This window comes from Paenibacillus macerans (assembly GCF_050565405.1).
Classification (GTDB): Bacteria; Bacillota; Bacilli; order Paenibacillales; family Paenibacillaceae; genus Fontibacillus; species Fontibacillus macerans_B.
The window spans coordinates 48152-65252 of record NZ_JBNYYG010000030.1 but is presented as its reverse complement, the minus strand read 5'-3'; the positions used below and the strand labels follow the sequence as shown (position 1 = coordinate 65252).

Sequence of the window (17101 nt, the reverse complement as noted above, 5' to 3'; positions counted from 1 at the left end):
GGCCTCAGTCCCATGGAATTCAGGACAAAGGCCGCCTAATTGGTTTTTCATTTTTTGTACTGTCTACTTGACGGGGTGTAGTTCAACCCTGGAAACAGCCTCTATTCGCATGCATCGGAACCCTTATTTCCGCAGCAGCGGAGCGAGCTTCTCGGCTTCGCGTCCCATTTTCTTCAGCAGATCGATCATGATATGCTTCTCTTCGTCGTTTAACCCGCTCAGGGCATGGTCGATGCGGTCGGCAAACTCGGGATACAGCTGATCCATCAGCTCTTTGCCTTGGGGCGTAAGCTCCGCGTAAATGACGCGGCGGTCGCGCGGACAAGGAGTCCGGTGCAGCAGGCCGGCGCTTTCCAGCTTATCGATCACGTAAGTGACGTTGCCGCTTTGCAAGAGCAGCTTTGCGCCGATTTGCTGAATCGGCTGCGAGCCTTTGTAATAAAGAACCTCCAAGACCGCAAAGGCCGTAGGATTAAAACCTTGAATTTTGCTTCCCGTAACGGCGTGTTCGTTAACGCTTTTGAATGACTTGGCAAAGACCCGGTACAAGTGCAGAGACAGGTCCGTCCCGCGTTCATCGGTTTTCAACATCGTTCATCCCGCCTTATCTTATATTTGTGAATGTTTTAACAAGTAGGAATTAGTGTAATCTTAAAACACCCGGGAATTAAAAAAAATATAATTTATCACAATTTGCGCTTTTTTTAATGTAAATAAATACCATACTCATGGCAGCGGCAAAACGAGACGAACTGCAAACCCGGACGATATGCTATATAATGAAAGAATCGAAATCATAGATTCGGGGCGATCGGTTTGGAAGAAGCGTTACTGGAGGTACAAATTCACGAAGCGGGATACGAGGCGGGCAAACCGGCGATCGAGCAAATTTCGCTGGAGGTCAGGCCCGGCGTGCTGACCGGGCTGATCGGGCCGAACGGGGCGGGGAAAAGCACGACGCTAAAGGCGATCCTCGGCCTGCTTCCGTTTACGGATGCGTCGGTGCGATTTCGCGGCCAAGTGGAGCATTATGCTTATATTCCGGAGCAGCCGGTATTTTACGATACTTTGACGTTGTGGGAGCATTTGGGACTCGCCGCCGCCGTTTACGGTATGGACGAGCCCGAATTCGAAAGGGAGGCCGGCGGCTTGCTGGAGAAATTCCGCATGGCCGGGGTGAAGGACCACCTCCCGGGCGGCTTCTCGAAAGGGATGCGGCAGAAGATGATGCTGATGGTCGGTTTTCTCAGCCGTCCGGACGTCTATATCGTCGATGAGCCTTTTATCGGACTTGATCCGCGGGCAACCAAGGATTTTCTCGGCTTGCTGGAAGAGGAGCGCCGGCGCGGGGCGGGCTTATTGATGTCCACGCATGTATTGGATACGGCGGAGCGGATATGCGATGAATTTATTCTGATTTCGGACGGCCGGGTCAAGGCGAACGGAACGTTGGACGATATCCGGGCAGAGGCTTCTTTGCCGGGGGCAACGTTGTTTGACTGCTTCGACGTATTGACCTAAAGCTATGAAGAAATTGGATGAAAGGGAGGGAAGGGCGATGTCTGGCCTGACTTCCATGACGGCACATCGTTTATTTGTCCGGAGGTGGCGGGATCGATGGTGGGAAAAGCTGGGCATCCTGCGGTTTACGTTCGATTTGACGATCCTGCTCTACCTTGGCGTTCCCGCGTTATTGCTCGGCGGAAGGGCTTATTACGGATTGTGGCGGGAGGAGCTTCCCGGCTGGCTCGCGGGGCTGCCTTATTCGTTTGTCCCGCTGGCGCTGCTGTTCTTGATCTATTCCGTCGGTGGGCTTTCCTTCTATATCGAAGCCGGGGATGTGTTGTTCCTGCGGCAGCGGCCCCGCTGGATGCAAGGATTGATGCTGCGCGGGCTGTTCGTATCGGCCGCCGCCCAGTTGCTGCTGCTTGCCGCAGGAATTGCCGCGTTAAGCCCGCTGCTGGTCCGCTCCTACGGAATGGGCTGGCCGGAAATTGGAAGCCTATATATCGTGGCGTTCGGCGTCAAAATCGTGCAAATGCTCATCCAGCAATTGCTGGGCGTGCTGATCGCCGGCTGGAGACGGCTGCTGGCACGTTCGCTCGCTTATTCCTTGCTGGGAGCCGCTTTTGCGGCTTGGGCGGCGGTTTCTGCCGGAGCCCCGGCCGGTACGGCGTTCGCCGTGCTGGTGCTTGCGGGGACGGCGGGTGTGCTGGGCTGGCGCCGGTTTCATCTGCGGGGCCGGTTTGACGCGGAGGTGCGGGAGGAGGAACGGCAGAAGACCAAGCTGACCGCCCTCCTGCTGGCATCTGCGGTCGACCGGCCCAAGACGCCACGCTCCAACGCACGGCCTTGGCTGTTCCGCCGCTTGCGCCGCCTTACGCGCTCGCGCCGGCCGGAGGCGAGAATCGCCGAGGCGCTGGTCAAAGCCTTTTTTCGCGGCAACGAGTGGAAGCTGTACGTCCAATTCGTATTGGCCGGGTTGGCGGCCGTGCTGCTACCGCCCTACCCGGTGGATTTTATCGTTTATGCCGCACTGCTGCTGTTAATGCTTTATTGGCTGAGCGGCCACCGGCGGGCCTTTTTCGACCGCGAGCTGATGGCGATTCTTCCGCTCGGGGAATTCGTGGAATATCGCAGCGCCGCACCGGCCATGACCTTGCTGCTGCTGCCGGCAGCGACCTTGTTTATCGCCGCGCTTGGACTCAAGCTTCTGCCGCCCCTTTGGGGCTTGCTCGGAGCCGTCCCGTGCGGCGCGTTGATCGCATGGTGGCTTGGCGGTTTATACGGCAAGGTAGGCATCGCGTTTGAACGCAAGCGGTAAAATAACCCAACCAGGAGGATGTTCATGAACAATTTAACGAAAATGAAAATCTCCAGCCCGGCGCACGACGTGTTTGAGGCGTTTGTCGACCCGCACAAAATCGGCCATATCTGGTTTTCGTCCAGTTCGGAAAGATGGGAGGCCGGAAAGCGCATTACGCTGAGAGGAATATCAGGCCGAAGGGGACATTGAGATCTTCGAGATCGTTCCGGACCGGAGGATCGTGTTCCGATCCGAGGGGTAGGGCGGCGGCATCCATACCGTTACGATTTCCCTGGAGGACGCGGAAGGCGGCGGACGATCGTTACCGTCGACGAGGACGGATTCGACGGGCAGGGCGCAGAGCTTATCGAGCAACTGGTCGACAACAAGGAAGGTTGGGTTTACGCGTTAACCTGCCTGAAGGCGTATCTGGAATTTGGCGTCAGCGGCTTGCGGGCGGGCTTGATCAAATAAGGAACGGCTTGAAGTAAGCAAAAAAAGCCTGAAGCAACTCCAGAAGCTTGGATAAACTCCCAAAAAGCCTAGAGTAACCCAAATTTGGGAAGCCGGGCTTTTTTTGTTGTCCGGTTTTTGAGCGAAATGGGAGGGGGGCACCGAACAGGGGGCACCGAACATCCATTTTAATGGACACCAGAGACACTAATTTGCTCAAATCCGCTCCTTCGAAATTCTAACGGACCGTAAAGGCGTTATTTCGCGTAAAAATGCCTAACCTACCTCGTTTGGAGCGTCATAACGCCTCTGGAGTCCGTTAGGTCGGGAAATAGCCGGGAAATGAACGAATAAGGTCATTACGGTCCGTTAGAGCGAACGAGGTCATCGCCATCGACGGACTTGCCATCCATCATCGCGTGCTACCGCCCCCATGACTGCATTCCATCTTCCGGCTCTTGCCGGCGTAACGGCCGCAGTCATCCGTTCTTGCCCCGGGACGTCCTGATTAGGTTGAACCCGCGGCTTGTCCCGCGTGATATCCGGCGGTGTAGCCGGTCGCGAAGGCCGCCGTGATGTTGTAGCCGCCGGTATAGCCGTGAACGTCGAGCACTTCGCCGCAGAAATAAAGCCCGGCCATCAATTTGGAGCCCATCGATCGCGGATCGATTTCCTTCAGGTTGACCCCTCCGCCGGTTACGAAAGCTTCCTCGAAGGGGCGGGTCCCCGTGACCTGCAGCGTAAAATGCTTAAGCACCGAGACGAAAGCTTGCCACGGCTCCTTCGGCAAATGCTCGTAAGTGGTGTCCGCGGCGAGTCCCGATCGGTCGAACAGCAGGGGAAGCAGGCGCTCGGGAAGCTTGCCCTTCAGCACGTTTTTGAGCGCTTTTTTCGGTTCCTCCGCGGCCAGCCGCCGCAGGTCCCGCTCCAGCTCCCCGCCGGAGGAATCCGGGAACAGGTCGATCGCCAGGGTGACGTCGGCGCCGCCGTTCTTCTGCTTTACGCCGCGGATGAAGCCGCTGCAGCGCAAAGCGATCGGGCCGGACAACCCAAAATGGGTGAACAGCATATCCCCGCGATGGGCAACGACCGCCTTGCCTTTGGGACCCAGCACGGACAGACGGACGTCGCGCAGCGATAAGCCCTGCAGCTCCCGGCTTTGGATGAACGGCTCCCGGGAGACGATCGGCACCTCCGTCGGGAACAGCTCGGTAATCGTATGGCCGGCCGCTTGGGCCCAGGGATACCCGTCCCCGGTCGAGCCCGTGTGGGGTACCGATTTGCCGCCCGTTGCCACGATGACCGCCTTGGCATCCATTCGTTCGCCGGATATGAGCAAGACGCCTTCCACGCCTTCCGCCCCGTAGCGGATTTCCTTGACCGGATGGTGAACCAGCAGCTTGACGCTGAGCCGGCGCGCCTTGCCGACCAGCGCATCGACCACCGACTTCGCTTTGTCGGAAACCGGGAACATCCGGCCGTTGTCCTCCTCCTTCAGCGCAATGCCGAGGTCCTCGAAGAACGCGATGATATCCCGATTGCTGAACAGGGATAAGGCGCTGTACAAAAAGCGCCCTCCCCCCGGAATATAGGAAATCAGTTCGTCGATTTCCTTGGCGTTGGTTACGTTGCAGCGGCCGCCGCCGGAAATGCCCAGCTTGCGTCCTAACTTGTCCCCTTTGTCGAGCAGAGCCACGTTCGCTCCTTGCTCCGCAGCCGCTATGGCGGCCATCAATCCGGAGGGGCCGCCTCCGATGACGATGACGTCAAACTTTTTCATGACTGCATCTCCTTGATTTGTACTATCTTACTATTTTCTGCATGAAGAATTATTGTAAAACTTTGTCGCCTATGCTTTAATCGAAACTAGAGTGTATTCTTCCGCCAGAGGAGGGAGAACGTGGATGCTGTTAAAGAAATCGTACTTCAAGTACTGATCGCCAGCTTGCCTGCCTTTCTGTTTCCGTTGACGTTCGAGAAAAGGAACTACCACTCGCTGCAAAACGGGAATATCGTTAAAGGAACTCCGTTCGTCATCGGTTTGACGTATACCTGTACGTTCAGTATGCTGCTTTGTGCCATCTTCGCCTCCAGATTATGGGATGTCATCCCGCTGGATTTCGGAATTTTGCCGTTGTTTGCGCTCATGCTGTACGGCAGGTCCCGGGACGGAGCCGCCCTGGCGGGGCTGCAAATCTTGATCCATCCTCTGTTTGCAGTAAATTACACACTGACTGGATTTATTTTAGAAACGGGCTTGCTGCTTTACCCCTTTGTCCTGCTGACTTCCCGCTTTTTTAAGAAGACTGGCCGTCAGGGGAAAGTCGTTATCCTTTCGCTTTTCTTTATGGGCGGCGAGATGATGATCGGGGCTTCGCCTTTTCTGGCCGGGAGCATGACATTATTCTCCGATCTCAGCGCCTTATCGGCTTCGCTCGCGAACGTGCTGGTGACGATGCTGGTCGGCAGCCTGTTCGTTTATATGATCGAAAATACGCTGGAGAAGGAGAAGCTGCGCGGGCAAGTGATGCAGTTGTCGCGCGAATACTTCCGGGAAGCGGAGAAGCTTCAGCAGATGATGGACGCGGCTCCCTTGAGCATCATTTTACTGGATCAACAGGGCTATATTATATCGATAAACGACACTTTTCTCCAATTATACCGAACGTACCGCAAGGAGCATGAAGAAATGCAGCGTGAAGATCTTCTGCTTCGCCAATTGGATGACGTCCTTAACGGCGTTCCGATCGAGACGATCGCCTCCCGCGTGAAAGAAACGCTGGAGGGAACCGCGAAGAAGACTGAACTGCTGCAGAGCAATGATCATATTTATTTTACCAGTACTTCGCCGATTCAAAAAAGCCATTCCCATGAAGTGATCGGCGCGGTCGCCATCGTTCAGGATATCACCGAGCTGGAAACGCTCCGAATGGAGCTGAATCATGTGGAACGTCTGAGCCTGGTCGGTCAAATGGCCGCGGGCATAACGCATGAAATCCGCAACCCGATGGCCGTCGTTCGCGGGTTTCTGCAGTTGATGCGGGAGAAAAGCCCGCCGACGCTGGACCATTATTACCGAATCGTGATGGAGGAGCTGGACCGGGCGAATAGCATCATTAACGATTTTCTCTCGCTTGCCCAAAATCGCCCGGTCGAAAGCGAGACATGCCATATGCATGAAATCCTGAAGGAACTGACGCCGCTGCTTTGGGCCGATGCCAACTTGCGCGGCCAGACGATCGAGGTCAAGCTGGACGATCAGCTGCCTTCATTGCTGTTGAACGCCAAGGAGATCAAGCAACTGATTTTGAACCTGGCCCGCAATGGTATGGAGGCGATGGATGAGAAAGGCCAGCTCACGCTGGAGGCGAAGGCGGCCGAGACCGGCGCTCTGCTGATGGTCAGCGATACGGGGCCCGGCATTCCCCCCGGCCAGCGGGAGAAGCTGTTCGAGCCCTTTTACACCACCAAAGCGAAGGGAACGGGGCTGGGGCTGGCCTTGTGCCTGAGCATCGTCGAACGGCACGGCGGCAAAATCAGCGTGGATTCGGCCGAAGGGCAAGGCACGACATTTACCGTATTTTTTCCGTTCGCCGGGGCTCAAGGGTGATCTTTACTCCGCTTGGAAGAGTTGCTTTCCATCCTTATGAATGTATAATTAAATTAATCTGGCAACGGGGGATTTTCTCGCCCCTCGGCCATTTTAGTATGCATAAGGAGTGATTTAGCAATGTCGATGTCATTTGATCAATATATGAGGGACATGGTTCAACCGATGAGAGACGAATTGACCGTGCTGGGCGTTCAGGAGCTGCGCACGCCGGAGGAAGTCGAAGGGAAGCTGCCGTCCGCCAAAGGAACGGCTCTGGTCGTCGTCAATTCCGTCTGCGGCTGCGCGGCGGGACAATGCCGTCCCGGCGTGGCGAAGGCGCTGCAGCATGATCTGACGCCGGATCATCTATTTACCGTGTTTGCCGGGCAGGACAAAGAAGCGACGGCGAAAGCCCGCGAATACTTTGCTCCGTACGCGCCGTCTTCGCCGTCGATCGCCCTGATGAAAGACGGGGAGCTCGTTCACTTTATCGAACGCCACCAGATCGAAGACCGTTCGGCGGAGGAAATTTCCGCGGAGCTGACCAGCGCGTTTGACCGGTATTGCCGGTAATTACACCATATTGGCGGCGGCAAGTCCGCTTGCCGCCCCGCCCCGATGTCCGGTTCATCCGGTACGGCCGGGGCGTTTTTTGGATTAGGACGCTGTTCTTACATAAGGTGTTATAGACGATATGGAGGGGATGGAAGTATGAGTTTGCAGCAGGAAATTATCGAACGTTTGGGCGTTCAGCCAATCGTCGATGCGGATGCGGAAATCCGCAAACGCGTTGATTTTTTGAAGGAACATGTCAAGGGCTCGCGGACGACAGGCCTTCTGATCGCGATCAGCGGCGGGATCGACAGTGCGGTAGCCACTGCTTTATGTAAACGGGCGACGGACGAGTTGTCGCAGGAAACCGGCCAGCCTTACATGACGCTGGGGGTGTTCCAGCCTTACGGACAGCAGGAGGATATCGATCACAGCTACGAAGTGGCCAAGGCGTTTGGGCTGGAGCATACCGTCGAGACGAATATCGAAGAAGCGGTCGACGAAATTGCGTTGGAAGTCGAGCACGGCTTGAAAAACATCGGGAAGTCCCGTCATTTGAGCCCGCAGGGCAAAGGCAACGTTAAGGCCCGGACGCGGATGGTCGTGCAGTATGCGCTGGCCTTCGAGCTCAATCTGCTGGTCGTCGGTACCGACCACGCTTCCGAGGCGATCACCGGCTTCTATACCAAGTGGGGCGACGGGGCGGTCGACATTACGCCGCTCAGCTCGCTGAACAAGCGTCAGGTCCGCCAGCTGGCCGCCCGACTGGGCGTGCCGCAAAGCATCCTCGACAAAGCCCCGACCGCCGGCCTGTGGGAAGGTCAGACGGATGAGAAGGAGCTGGGAATCAGCTACGACGACAACAGCGACTACCTCGAAGGCAAGATGATCGATCCGGCGATCAAAGAACGGCTGGAGTCGTTTTATTTGAGGACGGAGCACAAGCGTAGCCCGATTCCGGGCATTTGACAGGTATACGTGCTCGATGCGTTAAGAAACGCGAGCGCCGGGCGAAACGCCATGGTTGCTCGCGTTTTTTTATAGGATTCGTCCGGAGCTTACGCTTCCTTAGATGTAATTTTGGACTATAAAGCGGCAGATCAACATTGCTGTCGGACGCTTTGCACGATTATCCCGTTTGAACAGGTAGCAGAGAAACAGACAAGCTCGGGAGAAGAAAATATTTGGTGGCAACGCCTGAAGCCACTTCAACAGGGACAGAGCGTTCATCCAAAAATCGTACCGGCCAAAGCCGTTCGGCTACTTCATCGCGATCAGCGCCTTTTGCAGGCACGCTCGCTGTGATAACGGTTGCTAATGGTTGAAGATCCGTCACCGTATGGACATGCATGTCCGCTCCCTGAACGAAAGGGATAATCGTACAAAGCAGCATGCAGGATATACCAAGACACGAACCACCCTATAGTCAGCCGCCTCAGCCAACTCATTGGACTTAAGTCCAGGTAGTATACCGGACTCGCGCCCGTGGCGGTTGGGGGAGAAGACGCTATAATGCAGGGGAGGCGGAGAATAAGAGCATGCTTATGAAGATGGCTGAGGGGCCGCTGTTTGCCCCGGCCTTGAATCTCTTTTCAACTTTGTCCGTATATATACATGATCGATTTAATTGTCTTTACATAGGATTCATGTAATGTAGTATTGAATCGAGTTGGAAGAAATGAGGAGGGGTCCTTTTGAAAAATGTATTTACGATTTTTGCATCGCCGGAACAAACGTTCAAGCGCGTGCGGGAAAGCAAAACGGCCTGGTTGTTTGCGCTGGCGGTGCTGCTGATTCTGTCGGCCGTCGTGATTTATTTGCAAATGCCGGTGCTGGAGAAGGAAATGTTAAGAACGATTCAAAACCAGCAGATTGACCCGGCTCTGCAAGATTCGGTGATGTCGACGGCGAAGATATCCTCTTTTGCGATGGGGATTCTGTCTCCGGTAATCATGATTTTCGTGACGGGGCTGCTGTTCCTGTTGCTTAACCTGGTGGTGCGCGGGGAAGGCAAGTACATGCAGCTCGTGTCGGTGGCCGCTTATTCGGCTTTGCCGGGAATGATCGGCGGCTTGATCACCGCGATCATGATCCGGACCATGGACGTCCAATCCGCGGCGGATGTCTCGCTTAGCCTGGGGGCGTTCGTCTCGGATAAATCCAGCGAGATGTTCCGTCTGCTGTCTCTGATCAATCCGTTCAGCATTTGGGGCATCGTGCTGTACGTGATCGGTTCCGCCGTCATGATGAATCGGCCGCGCAAAACAGTGGCGATCTGGATTATCGTAGCATGGCTGGTTCTTTCGTTAGGCTCGATGCTGCTCGTTTAGTCGATTGAAATCTTATATACATAGGACAGGTGATGGACTTGCTTAGGAAGAAGTGGTTTTGGGGAGCCTTGCTGGGTTTGGCGGTGATCGCGCTGGTCGTTGCGAACATGATCAACATGAACAAAGCGGCCGCGGTCACAACAACCGAAGTCGTGGAAGGGACCATAGCGGAACAAATCTATACGAACGGCAAGCTGGAGCCGGCGGAAACGACCCGGGTGTTTGCGCCGGAGACGGGGGTTGCGGGGGCCGTGAAAGTGAAGCTTGGCGATAATGTGAGCAAAGGGCAAATTTTGCTGACGCTGAACATGGATTCGGTGAAAGAGCAATTGGAGAAAGAGCGCCTTAATTTGGAATTGGCCGAGTCCGAGCGTCTGGCCGCGAAGAAGCAGCATTTCGAAAAGTATAAGGAGGCCATGATCGCCGATCCCGATCAGAAGATCGAGGCGCCCGATTTGTCCTCCTATGACCTACGCATCCGTACCAGCCAGTTGACGATCGCTTCTATGGAGAAGCAACTGCAGCACCAAACCGTTAGCGCTCCGGTGGACGGAGTGGTGACCAGTCTTTCCGTCCTTGCCGGGCAAGCGCTCGCCGAAGGGAGCGAAATCCTTACGCTCGCCGATATGAGCGGCTTGAAGGTGAAGGCCAATCTGAACGAGCTGGACGCCGGCAAGGTACAACTGGGGATGAAGGCCGTCGTTACGGGAGAATCCTTTGATGGAACGTACGACGGGAAAATAACCTACTTGGCCCCGACAGCGGAATTGGCGAATGCGACGGCCAAGGATCCTACGGTGGAAATGAAGGTAAGCCTGGATAAAATTTCGCCGCAGCTGCGGGCGGGCTACAACGCGACGGTTGAAATGGAGATCCCCGACAAGCAGCGGCTGCTGGTGCCGATCGGCGCGATACAATACGAAGGCAGCCAGGCGATCGTCTTCAAGGTTGCGGACGGGAAAGCGGTGCGGGTACCGGTAACGACAGGCAAGGAAGGCGAGGAGCAGATTGAAATCGTAAGCGGCGTCGCCAGGGGCGACATCATCGTAGCCGAAGGCGGGGACAAGCTCCAGGACGGCGCCAAGGTGAAGGTTCAATGATTACCTTGCAGGAAATCACCAAAGTTTACAAGAACGGGCCGCTTGAAGTACAGGCGCTGCATCCGTTGAATCTGAAGGTCGAAAAAGGAGAATTCGTCGCGATCATGGGATCGTCGGGTTCCGGCAAATCGACGCTGATGAACATCATTGGCTGCCTTGACGTACCGACGTCGGGAAGCTACGAATTGGATGGGGAGCAGGTCCAGACGCTGAATGAGGAAGAACTGGCCAGAGTGCGCAACCGGAAAATCGGTTTTGTATTCCAAAGCTTCAATTTGCTGGGCCGGCAAACCGTGCTTCAGAACGTAACCCTGCCGATGATGTATGCCGGTATGTCCCGAGAGAAACGGACTGAACGGGCGCTGGATCTTCTGGACAAAGTCGGATTGGCCGATCGGGTCAAGCACCGCCCGAACGAGCTGTCCGGGGGCCAGAAACAGCGGGTGGCGATCGCCCGGGCGCTGACGATGAACGCCCCGATCCTGCTGGCCGACGAACCGACCGGGAATCTGGATACGAAGTCTTCCTATGAAATCATGGCCCTATTCAAACAAATCCACGCGGAAGGGACTACGATCGTCCTCGTTACCCATGAGCCCGATATCGCCGAGCATGCCGACCGCATCATTACGTTCGGGGACGGCAGTGTGCTAAGCGATACAAGCAAAGGAAGTGAACGGACATGAGCATTTGGGAGAGCATTCTTGTCGCCTTGGACAATCTGAGGATGAACAAGCTCCGTTCCTTCCTGACGATGATCGGCATCGTATTTGGCGTGGCTGCCGTCGTGACGGTCGTTTCGATCGGGCAAGCCGGTCAAAGCTCGATAATGGCCGAAGTGTCGAACTATGAGGATGGCTACTTTGTAATTTATCCAAGCTATACCGATAGCGAACCCGATGACAATGTCTATTTCCGCCAGCGCGAGTTATCGGAGATTCGTAAGCTGCCGGGGGTACGGTACGTTTCGGCCTCATCCTCGTATTCCATGACAGGCAAATATAAACAGGATGAATTGCGCTTTAGCGTTACCGCAACAACAGCGGAGCTGCCTAAGCTGCAAAAAATCGATGTCGTGTCAGGCCGCTTCTTTAACTCGCAGGAGGAAAGAGCGCGCCAAAAAGTGCTTGTGGTCGATACGAAATATGCGGAAAAGGTCTATGGTTCCCCCGAGGGAGCGGTCGGCCGAAAAGCGCAATTCTCCGGCGGAACGTTCCGAATCGTTGGCGTATATAAGCCGCAGCAGAGCATTATGAGCGGAATGGGTGGGGAGAGTTATTCCGCGTTTGCCCCGATAACAACAATGCCCGCCGATGAAAACGGAAACGACGATCGCTTAAGCTCGATCGAGGTGTTGCCCACATCCGAGGAGAACATGAGCCAAACGTTGGAAACGATCAAGTCCTGGCTTGCGGATAGTAAAAACGTGGATAAAAATGCTTATACATCGCAGTCGGCCAAGGATGCCGAGCAGATGGTAAAAAGCACGTTCTCGATCCTGCAGACGATCATCGGCTCGATTGCCGGCATTTCCCTGCTGGTAGGGGGGATCGGCGTCATGAACATTATGCTCGTTTCGGTCACGGAACGAACGAGAGAGATCGGGATTCGCAAAGCGATCGGAGCGACGCCGGGAACGATCATGCTGCAATTTATGATCGAAGCGGTGATTCTCTCGTTCGTCGGCGGGACCTTGGGCGCTTTGCTGGGGCTGCTGGCCGCGTACGTGTTTGCTTTGATCTCGGGCATGCCGTTTGTCATCTCGCTCGGAGCGATGGCGCTCGCTTTCGGCTTCTCGGCCGCCGTCGGGATTTTCTTCGGCTTGTATCCGGCCAACAAAGCCTCGAAGCTGCATCCGATCGAATCGCTGCGTTACGAATAAGCTGTGGGATACATGCCGCACCAAGAACCTGGCCGTAGGCCGGGTTCTTTTTGGCGATTAGGAACAAAAACCGGGGCGAACAAGATTCGTTTTTCTAAAGGCGAAGGGTACGGAGAGTTGGACTTTTTTGATATCAAGCGGGCGAAGTAGATTTCAGGCAGGCTGGACCGGGATGTAGATGTCGATCTGCTTGCCTTCCTTCGGCCAGCAGCGTTCGTCGTACCATTCGAAATCGGGAGCGGCCACCTGTTCATAACCGGAGGACGGGAACCAGTTGGTGAAGATTTCGTCCCAGGTTTGCTGGATGGCCGAGGTGAAATCGGCTTCGCCTGCCGGCGGGGTGGTGAAGATCGCGTAGGTGGCCGGCGGAATGCGATACTCGGTCATGTCTTCCGGCGTCTCGGCCGCTTCGTCGGCCTCAAAGCCGATGATATAGCGGAATGTGCCGTCCTCATCGAACGTGGTGCAGACGCCCAGCTCGACATTCGGATTTTTTTTGCCTGGAACGCGACCTCCCCATTGCCCGCGCATATACTCCTGCCAGAACGCCGGGATTTCCTTGTTGTTCTGGCCCTCCACCGTCGTCGTCTGAATCGCGAACCCCAGGATTCGCAGCGATGGCAACTGCTCGATACGGTATTGCATGTCATAATCTCCCCAATCGCAGGTTATTGGCGCAACGAAATCTCGAAGCGGATTCGCTTTGGGCACGAGGTAAGGGGGGCAGCCCCGTCTGCGGCATTCCGTCGGCAGGATGCCGTACATTTTCCGGAAGGCCCGGGTAAAGGCTTCGTGAGAGCTGAAGCCGCAGCGCAGCGCAATGTCCAGCACCTTCATGTCGGACACCGTCAGGAGCTCCGCCGCTTTGGACAATCTCCGCTTCCGGACGTAGGACGTCATCGTATCCCCGACGAAATACAGGAAGGTACGATGAAAATGGTATTCGGAATAAAACATCGCTTTGGCCACCCCGGCCAATGTAATTTCCTCGCCGAGCCGCTCTTCGATATAATCGATGCTTTGCTGAATGATGCGGATTTGGTTCATGAACTTCCTCCAGACCGGTCTATGTGCTTAGTATAGCGGATCCGTCGAACGCGCTTCTTGATCATTCTTGCTCTCAAGCCGATGGGGGAGGGGAATGCGTTTAGTCCAGTCGTTCCGCGACGAAAGCAAGGCTGGCCTGAAGCGCCTGCTCCAGCTGCGGAGTCGGCCCCCGGAATGGATGAACCGTGCCGAAGGTGTGGTTGCCGCCCGGAATTTGCACCCAATCGATATCGGGCCTTGCTTCCGTTAACTTGGCGGAACCTTGGCGCAAATGGGCTCCGTCTTCCGTGCCCTGAATGAGCACGACGGGGAATAGGGGGCCGGCGGCGGTCAAACGCGGGATGATGTCATAACGTCCGCGCTGCCGCTCCAGATCGTCGAGAATGGCCTTGTCCAGCGGCATCCGCTGACCGGTGCGGCCGTTGACCACGTAGCTACGCCCGGCTGTGCGCATTTCTTCTTTCTGTTTGGCGGTGAGCAGGTCGAGGCTGGTCACGCCGTTCCAGGAAATGACTCCGCTGATCGCATCCGGGTGATCCAGCCCGTACACGAGAGCTATCCCTGCGCCCAGGCTGTGACCGATCAGGAACAGCGGCAGTTCTTGCAGCGACTCTTCCTGACGGAGATGAAGAACCAGGGCATGGAGATCGGCCAGCTCCCGGTCGCGGGTATTTACGGCAAACCGCTCCAGTTCGGTGAGTTCTAGCGGCTCCTCGCCGATGCCGTTATGCGAAAAGTTGAAGGTGACGACCTCATGGTGTTGGCTTAGCCGCTCGGCCGCGTAAGGGAACATCCCCCAATCCTTGAAGCCTTTATATCCATGGGCAATGAGGATCAGGGCCGCGGGCGTTGACTTGGCGGGAAAGCGGGTGCAGCGCAGCGGAAGCCCGTCCTCGAGCAGGATCAGAAAATCCGTCGGCATTCGTTCATCTTTCCTTTCTATGCTTGGATTAGAATGGAAACTTTTATGTTCAGTATACCATAGGGGGCGGCGGGACTCGCGCCGCCGCTTGTTCCCTGTTACAATAATGTGAATGGCGGTTGTCCATGGCGCAGCTTATGGACCGGCCCGATGTAGAAGGAAGAAGGGGCTTACTTTGATTAACGGAATCGGACATGATGTAGTCGAAATCGAGCGTATCCAGCACATGCTAAGCGGTACGATAGGCGAGCGTCTGCGCCGGCGGATTTTAACCGCGGCGGAACTGGAGTTGCCGGGTCAAGCGGCTCGTCCGGCGGAGTTTTTGGCGGGACGTTTTGCGGCCAAGGAAGCGGTCAGTAAGGCGTTTGGCTGCGGCATCGGCCGGGTGCTCGGCTTTACCGACATGGAGATCTTGCCGGATGCGAACGGGAAGCCGTCCGTTTTGCTGACACCGGCGGCCTGGGAGCGGCTGGGACTAGGCCGGCAGGGAATCGAACGCCATGTCATACATCTTAGCATTACGCATGAGCGGCATTTGGCTTCGGCTTTTGCCGTGGTGGAACGCGTGGAATAGAAGGAGAGTACGATGCGGGAAAGCAGGGAAAACAAAGTCTTTTTCAGTACGGAATTGCTCGTATGGTACGAACGTTCGAAGCGGGACCTGCCGTGGCGCAGGCATCGCGATCCTTATTATATTTGGGTATCGGAAATCATGCTGCAGCAGACGCGCGTGGATACGGTCATCCCGTATTTCCAGCGGTTTATCGAGCGGTTTCCGACTTTGAAGGATTTGGCGGAGGCCCCGGAAGAAGACGTGCTGAAGTGTTGGGAGGGGCTCGGTTATTATTCGCGGGCCCGCAATCTGCAAGCGGCGGCCAAGCAGGTCGTGGAGCGGCACGGCGGGGCCGTGCCGGACGACAAGGCGGAGGTGTCCGCCTTGAAGGGAGTCGGCCCGTATACGACCGGGGCGATCCTGAGCATCGCCTTCAACCGCCCGGAACCGGCGGTGGACGGCAACGTCATGCGGGTGCTGTCGCGTTATTTCCTGATTGAGGAAGATATCATGAAAGCCGGAACGCGCACCCTCATGGAGGAATTGGCCGCGGAGCTAATCCCGGAAGGGCGGGCCTCCGATTTTAATCAGGCGCTGATGGAGCTGGGGGCGCTTGTTTGCACGCCCAAGTCGCCGCAATGCCTGATTTGCCCGGTGATGGCCCGCTGCGCCGGGCGGCTCGAAGGCGCGGAGGCGCGCCTGCCGGTCAAGACCAAGGCGAAGCCGCCGCGGCCGGAGTACCGGCTCGCCGCCCTCGTCGAAGGCGGCGGGGAACTAACCGGCCGCGTGCTCGTGCGCCGGCGGCCGGATACGGGGCTGCTCGCACGGATGTGGGAGCTGCCCCACATCCCCGCCGACGCCGTGCCGGGCGAAGGCGCCGGGCTGCCGGACGGCCCGGCGATGGACCGGCTGGCGGCGGCGCTGGCCGCCGCCGGGGTGCCCGCCCGGCCGGACGGGGCGATGCTGAACGCGGAGCATACGTTCAGCCACATCCATTGGAATCTCCGCGTGTTCCGGTTTAGCGCGGAGAATGCCTTGGCGACGCCGGGCGGAGGCGCCGTCCTCGCCGCCGTCGCCGAAACCGCCGCGGCCTATGACGCGGGGAGCGGCGCAGCCTGGCGGGCTGCCGCGGCTCCGGAGGCGCCGCTCCCGGCCGGCAACGAGGAAGACGCGGCCGAGTACCGCTGGATCGCCCGGGAAGATATGGACAGCCTGGCGTTTCCGAATGTCTTTTTACGGATATTGAACCAGCATTTCGGACAAGCATAAGCCAAAATGCCAAAACCGCACTTGGGTATCGTACCTGGGTGCGGTTTTTTCGTCATTAAGCATAGCTAACGAACCTGGGAGACGTTATGGGTCCCCAAATGGAAGTACCGAAATTGTAACCGACAGAGAGGACGTTATTACCGCCAAATCTGTCCCTAAAGCACTCCATTAAAGCCTAATAACGTTATCAAGGTTCGTTAAAAGGGGAAATACTCGGGAAATGAGCGATTAGCGTCATTGGGGTCCGTTACGGGGGCGGTGGCAGCAAGCGACAGGCACCATCATCCGTATACCCGGCTTGTTTCATTAATGGTATATTTATACGTAATAAATCGACAGCTGGAACCCGCTCAAACAGTATCAGAGGTAATTCAAAAAATCGTCTTTTGAAGATATAAGAAAGAATAAACGTCCGAGTCTCGGCTTCCTTATATCGCAAGAAAAACTACCGCTAATCGATAGATGTTTTCTTATCGCGAAGCGGGTCAGGAAGTGGTCTCGTCGTCAAATCTTGAATTCAGCCGGCCAAGCCTATGCTTGCGAAGCCGTTTTCTCCGATAACGTTTAGCTCCGCTACTTTCGTCCCTAGCTTCAT

Annotated in this window: 17 protein-coding genes; 12 read left to right on the top strand and 5 right to left on the bottom strand. The window is 56.3% G+C overall.

Going from position 1 to position 17101, the window contains the following annotated elements:
* Positions 1 to 123: 123 nt before the first annotated feature.
* Positions 124 to 591 carry a MarR family winged helix-turn-helix transcriptional regulator gene (locus ACQ4N8_RS17590; RefSeq protein ID WP_430705658.1) on the bottom strand — a complete coding sequence of 156 codons (468 nt, stop codon included), beginning with the start codon at positions 589 to 591 and terminating at the stop codon, positions 124 to 126.
* A gap of 225 nt (positions 592 to 816) precedes the next feature.
* Here ACQ4N8_RS17590 and ACQ4N8_RS17585 point away from each other — a divergent pair, with 225 nt between their 5' ends.
* The 3 genes from ACQ4N8_RS17585 to ACQ4N8_RS17575 are packed head-to-tail and all read left to right on the top strand — an operon-like array spanning position 817 to position 3016.
* Entirely contained in the window at positions 817 to 1521 is a 705-nt protein-coding gene (locus ACQ4N8_RS17585) for an ABC transporter ATP-binding protein (protein ID WP_430705657.1), read from the top strand.
* 37 nt (positions 1522 to 1558) lie between these two features.
* Positions 1559 to 2824: an ABC transporter permease gene (locus tag ACQ4N8_RS17580; RefSeq protein ID WP_430705656.1), complete on the top strand. Its 1266-nt coding sequence runs from the start codon at positions 1559 to 1561 to the stop codon at positions 2822 to 2824.
* Between the two features lie 24 nt (positions 2825 to 2848).
* The gene (locus ACQ4N8_RS17575) at positions 2849 to 3016 is read left to right on the top strand and encodes a hypothetical protein (RefSeq protein WP_430705655.1); all 168 of its coding nucleotides are present in this window, start codon (positions 2849 to 2851) and stop codon (positions 3014 to 3016) included.
* Positions 3017 to 3767: 751 nt separating this feature from the next.
* Here ACQ4N8_RS17575 and ACQ4N8_RS17570 read toward each other — a convergent pair.
* A complete protein-coding gene (locus ACQ4N8_RS17570) occupies positions 3768 to 5039 on the bottom strand; it encodes an NAD(P)/FAD-dependent oxidoreductase (protein ID WP_430705654.1) in 1272 nt (423 codons plus the stop codon).
* A 120-nt stretch (positions 5040 to 5159) separates the two neighbouring features.
* Between ACQ4N8_RS17570 and ACQ4N8_RS17565 the strand changes: the two genes are divergently transcribed.
* From ACQ4N8_RS17565 to nadE, 3 genes are all read left to right on the top strand, one after another.
* Positions 5160 to 6869 carry a two-component system sensor histidine kinase NtrB gene (locus tag ACQ4N8_RS17565; protein WP_430705653.1) on the top strand — a complete coding sequence of 570 codons (1710 nt, stop codon included), beginning with the start codon at positions 5160 to 5162 and terminating at the stop codon, positions 6867 to 6869.
* Between the two features lie 120 nt (positions 6870 to 6989).
* Positions 6990 to 7424: a BrxA/BrxB family bacilliredoxin gene (locus ACQ4N8_RS17560; protein ID WP_430705652.1), complete on the top strand. Its 435-nt coding sequence runs from the start codon at positions 6990 to 6992 to the stop codon at positions 7422 to 7424.
* 138 nt (positions 7425 to 7562) lie between these two features.
* Positions 7563 to 8372 carry an ammonia-dependent NAD(+) synthetase gene (gene nadE / locus ACQ4N8_RS17555; RefSeq protein WP_430705651.1) on the top strand — a complete coding sequence of 270 codons (810 nt, stop codon included), beginning with the start codon at positions 7563 to 7565 and terminating at the stop codon, positions 8370 to 8372.
* A gap of 160 nt (positions 8373 to 8532) precedes the next feature.
* On the opposite strand, the gene ACQ4N8_RS17550 is transcribed toward nadE, so the two are convergent.
* Positions 8533 to 8754 carry a hypothetical protein gene (locus ACQ4N8_RS17550; RefSeq protein WP_430705650.1) on the bottom strand — a complete coding sequence of 74 codons (222 nt, stop codon included), beginning with the start codon at positions 8752 to 8754 and terminating at the stop codon, positions 8533 to 8535.
* A 343-nt stretch (positions 8755 to 9097) separates the two neighbouring features.
* Between ACQ4N8_RS17550 and ACQ4N8_RS17545 the strand changes: the two genes are divergently transcribed.
* Genes ACQ4N8_RS17545 through ACQ4N8_RS17530 form a run of 4 tightly spaced genes read left to right on the top strand, consistent with a single transcriptional unit; the run spans position 9098 to position 12715 of the window.
* The gene (locus ACQ4N8_RS17545; RefSeq protein WP_430705649.1) at positions 9098 to 9733 is read left to right on the top strand and encodes a Yip1 family protein; all 636 of its coding nucleotides are present in this window, start codon (positions 9098 to 9100) and stop codon (positions 9731 to 9733) included.
* A 32-nt stretch (positions 9734 to 9765) separates the two neighbouring features.
* The gene (locus ACQ4N8_RS17540) at positions 9766 to 10833 is read left to right on the top strand and encodes an efflux RND transporter periplasmic adaptor subunit (RefSeq protein ID WP_430705648.1); all 1068 of its coding nucleotides are present in this window, start codon (positions 9766 to 9768) and stop codon (positions 10831 to 10833) included.
* On the top strand, positions 10830 to 11519 hold the full coding sequence (locus ACQ4N8_RS17535; protein ID WP_430705647.1) for an ABC transporter ATP-binding protein: 690 nt from the start codon (positions 10830 to 10832) through the stop codon (positions 11517 to 11519). Before ACQ4N8_RS17540 ends, ACQ4N8_RS17535 begins: the two co-directional genes overlap by 4 nt.
* Positions 11516 to 12715 carry an ABC transporter permease gene (locus ACQ4N8_RS17530; RefSeq protein WP_430705646.1) on the top strand — a complete coding sequence of 400 codons (1200 nt, stop codon included), beginning with the start codon at positions 11516 to 11518 and terminating at the stop codon, positions 12713 to 12715. Before ACQ4N8_RS17535 ends, ACQ4N8_RS17530 begins: the two co-directional genes overlap by 4 nt.
* A gap of 153 nt (positions 12716 to 12868) precedes the next feature.
* Here the strand turns inward: ACQ4N8_RS17530 and ACQ4N8_RS17525 are convergent, their stop codons facing one another.
* Positions 12869 to 13762, bottom strand: a complete 894-nt coding sequence (locus tag ACQ4N8_RS17525; RefSeq protein WP_430705645.1) for an AraC family transcriptional regulator — start codon at positions 13760 to 13762, stop codon at positions 12869 to 12871.
* 100 nt (positions 13763 to 13862) lie between these two features.
* Positions 13863 to 14684, bottom strand: a complete 822-nt coding sequence (locus ACQ4N8_RS17520) for an alpha/beta hydrolase family protein (RefSeq protein ID WP_430705644.1) — start codon at positions 14682 to 14684, stop codon at positions 13863 to 13865.
* Positions 14685 to 14859: 175 nt separating this feature from the next.
* Here ACQ4N8_RS17520 and acpS point away from each other — a divergent pair, with 175 nt between their 5' ends.
* Together acpS and mutY are read left to right on the top strand one after the other, a co-directional pair.
* On the top strand, positions 14860 to 15258 hold the full coding sequence (acpS, locus tag ACQ4N8_RS17515) for a holo-ACP synthase (protein WP_430705643.1): 399 nt from the start codon (positions 14860 to 14862) through the stop codon (positions 15256 to 15258).
* A 12-nt stretch (positions 15259 to 15270) separates the two neighbouring features.
* Complete coding sequence (mutY, locus tag ACQ4N8_RS17510) at positions 15271 to 16506, top strand: A/G-specific adenine glycosylase (RefSeq protein ID WP_430705642.1); 1236 nt, start codon at positions 15271 to 15273, stop codon at positions 16504 to 16506.
* The last annotated feature ends 595 nt before the right edge of the window (positions 16507 to 17101 follow it).